This window comes from uncultured Brevundimonas sp., from assembly GCF_947305955.1.
In the GTDB taxonomy this organism is placed as follows: Bacteria; Pseudomonadota; Alphaproteobacteria; order Caulobacterales; family Caulobacteraceae; genus Brevundimonas.
The window spans coordinates 1-3,266 of record NZ_CAMZFB010000089.1 but is presented as its reverse complement, the minus strand read 5'-3'; the positions used below and the strand labels follow the sequence as shown (position 1 = coordinate 3,266).

Genomic DNA, 3,266 nt, shown 5'->3' with positions numbered 1-3,266 from the left:
ATAGAAGACGCTGGCCGTCGGCATGCCCGCATCGTTGCGCACCGTCAGCGTGCCCGCCGTCGCCTTGTAGTTCAGGCGTTTGCCGTGGGCCGTGATCGAATGGCTGGTGGTGACTTCCTTCTCTTCGGCAGAGGGGCGGACCCAGTTGTCGGCAATATCCTCGGCAACCGCGCTGCGGTTACGCTCGGCGGCCGAGCGGCTGCCTTCCTGTGCCTGTGCCGCAAGCGGCGCAGCCAGCAGGGTTGCGGCACAGGCCGCGATAATCAGTTTACGCATGGAACTCCCCCTCCAAAAACTACTGGGCCGCACGGTAATCACGGCGCAAGCGGCACCGCAACCGCCAATGCGACGCTTCACATTAACGGCCGATCCGGCAGCAGGCCCTTGCCTTTAAAGGCGGCTCGCTTCATGGCTCCCGCCGAACACCAGTCTGTTGCACCGAGCCACCATGCCCTCTGCCCCCAAGACCCGCGTTGCTGTGCTGATCTCCGGCTCGGGCACGAATATGGTGTCTTTGATCGAGGCCAGCCGTGGGGCCGACTGCCCCTATGAGGTGGTACTAGTCCTGTCCAATATCGAAGGGGCTGCCGGACTGGCGAAAGCGAGCGATCTGGGCGTGGCTACCGTCACCCTGCCCCACCGCGATTTCGGCAAGGACCGCGAGGCCCACGAACGCGCCGTCCACGACCAGCTGGTCCAGCATGGCGTACAGGTCGTGGCACTGGCGGGCTATATGCGGATACTGACCCCATGGCTGGTGCGCGAGTGGGAAGGCCGGATGCTGAACATCCACCCGTCGCTGCTGCCGCTGTACCCCGGTCTGGACACCCACGCCCGCGCCATCGCTGCTGGCGACGCCGAGGCCGGATGCACTATCCACATCGTCACCGAAGGCATGGACGAAGGCCCGATCCTGGGTCAGGCCCGCGTTCCGGTCATCGCAGGCGATACGCCCGAAGTGCTGGCCGAGCGGGTCAAGACGGCGGAACATGCCCTCTATCCCGATGTTCTCGCTCGCTTTTGCCAGCAAATTTCCAGTTAATTATAATTAACTCCCCACAGCGGACGGGCGGGCGCAAAGCTTGATTTCATGATGGGTGAGGCGTTCAACTGCCTTACCGCTGAAATCCAAAGGACAGCCCGTATGAAAAAGCACCTGATGTGCGCCGTCGCCCTGTCGGCCTGTATTGCTGCGCCGTGCGTAGCCAGTGCCCAATCGGAAACCGGCCATGGTGCCCACTTCCAGCCGTGGGGTTTTGACCTTGATGGTCGCGACCTGAGCGTCCGTCCGGGCGACGACTTCAACCAGTTCGCCAACGGCACCTATCTGGAAAACACCGTCATTCCGTCGGACAAGACCCGCTTTGGTCCGTTCGACATGCTGTACGAGAACGCCCAAGGCCAGCTGCGCGCCATCATTGAAGAGGCCGCCGCAAACCCGACCACCGACAACGCCCGCAAGGTCGGTGCCCTGTACGCCAGCTTCATGGATGAAGCCGCGCTGGAGGCCAAGGGTGCCCAGCCGATGGCTGACGATCTGGCCGCCGTTCGTGCCGCCACCAGCCACAGCGACATCGCCCGCCTGATGGGTGCCAGCAAGGAGCAGTTCGGCAGCAGCATCTTCGACGTCGCCGTCATGGAGGACATGAAGAACTCGTCGATCAACTCGCTGTACCTCGGCATCGGCTCGCTGGGCCTGCCCGAGCGCGAATACTATCGCGCCGACAGCTTCGCTCCGGCACGGGCCGCCTATCAGGCCTACATCGCCCAGATGCTGGAAATGATCGGCTGGGAAAACCCGACCAAGGCCGCCGCCGACATCATGGCGTTTGAAACCGCCGTCGCCGAAAAGCACTGGCCGATCGCCGAGCGTCGCCAGTTCGACAAGCTGTACAATCCGATCGCCGTTTCGGAACTGTCGACCTATGCCCCGGGCTTTGACTGGTCGGCCTTCCTGAACGCCGCCAAGGTCGGCAATGTCGAAACCATCGTCATGACCGAAAACACCGCCCTGCCCGGCATGGCCGAGGTGTTCGGTGCAACCGACATCGAGACCCTGAAGGCATGGCAAGCGTTCAACATCGTTGACGGTGCCGCCCCCTATCTGTCCAAGGCCTTCGTCGACGCCCGCTTCGAGTTCCGCAACAAGACCCTGCGGGGTCAGCCGGAAATCCGTCCGCGCTGGAACCGTGGCGTGGCACTGGTCGATGGCTCGCTGGCCGAGGTTCTGGGTCAGGAATACGTCGCCCGTCACTTCCCCGCTGAGTCCAAGGCCCAGATGGAAGAGCTGGTCGGCAACCTGCTGGCCGAGATGCGCGACCGCCTGCAAAACCTCGAATGGATGACCGAGGCCACCAAGGTCGAGGCTCTGGCCAAGCTGGAAAGCTTCCGCCCGAAGATCGGCTATCCGACCAAGTGGCGCTCGTATGACGCCCTTCAGGTCAATGCCAACGACCTGTACGGCAACCTCGAAGCTATTGCCGCTTTTGACTGGGCGCACGAGCGTTCCAAGATCGGCCAGCCGGTGGATCTGGAAGAATGGGGCATGTCGCCGCAAACGGTGAACGCCTATTATCACCCGCTGCGTAACGAGATCGTCTTCCCCGCCGCGATCCTGCAGCCGCCGTTCTTTGACCCGAACGCCGATCCGGCCGTCAACTATGGCGGTATCGGTGCTGTGATCGGTCACGAAATCATGCACGGTTTCGACGACCAGGGCCGCAAGACCGACGCCAAGGGCCAGCTGCGCGACTGGTGGACCGCCGAGGACGCCGCCCGCTTCGAGGTTGAAACCAAGAAGCTAGGCGCGCTCTATGCCGCGCAACAGCCGATCGAAGGCATCGCCATCAATCCGGAACTGACCATGGGCGAGAACATCGCCGATCTGGGCGGGCTGGTTCTGGCACACGCGGCCTATAACCGCAGCCTGAACGGCCAGCCCGCTCCGGTGCTGGACGGCGTGACCGGCGAACAGCGCGTCTTCTACGGCTGGGCACAGGTGTGGCGTGACAAGATCCGCGACGAGACCCTGCGCGAATATCTGGCCACCGATCCGCACTCGCCGGGTTCGGCCCGCGCCGCCACCCCGCCGCGCAACATCGACGCCTGGTACGACGCCTTCGGCGTCACCGCCGACCAGAAGCAATATCTGAAGCCGGAAGACCGCGTCCGCATCTGGTAAGCCGCCTTCGGTAAAAGGATCGGCCCGCAGCGACCCCGCTGCGGGCCTTGTCTTTGGGGGCTGCCCAAGATAAAGCCCCGCCGGA

Annotated in this window: 2 protein-coding genes and 1 pseudogene; 2 read left to right on the top strand and 1 reads right to left on the bottom strand. The window is 63.5% G+C overall.

Going from position 1 to position 3,266, the window contains the following annotated elements:
* Positions 1–276, bottom strand: a pseudogene (locus Q0Y42_RS14015) (peptidase S10); the annotation flags it as partial.
* A gap of 172 nt (positions 277–448) precedes the next feature.
* On the opposite strand from Q0Y42_RS14015, the gene purN reads away from it, so the two are divergent.
* Together purN and Q0Y42_RS14005 are read left to right on the top strand one after the other, a co-directional pair.
* The gene (gene purN / locus Q0Y42_RS14010; protein ID WP_297805029.1) at positions 449–1,042 is read left to right on the top strand and encodes a phosphoribosylglycinamide formyltransferase; all 594 of its coding nucleotides are present in this window, start codon (positions 449–451) and stop codon (positions 1,040–1,042) included.
* Between the two features lie 102 nt (positions 1,043–1,144).
* Entirely contained in the window at positions 1,145–3,181 is a 2,037-nt protein-coding gene (locus Q0Y42_RS14005) for a M13-type metalloendopeptidase (protein ID WP_297805025.1), read from the top strand.
* Positions 3,182–3,266 lie beyond the last annotated feature (85 nt).

Coding starts and splice junctions, on each gene's coding strand:
- purN (WP_297805029.1), top strand. CDS start 449: ATGCCCTCTGCCCCCAAGACCCGCGTTGCTGTGCTGATCTCCGGCTCG.
- Q0Y42_RS14005 (WP_297805025.1), top strand. CDS start 1,145: ATGAAAAAGCACCTGATGTGCGCCGTCGCCCTGTCGGCCTGTATTGCT.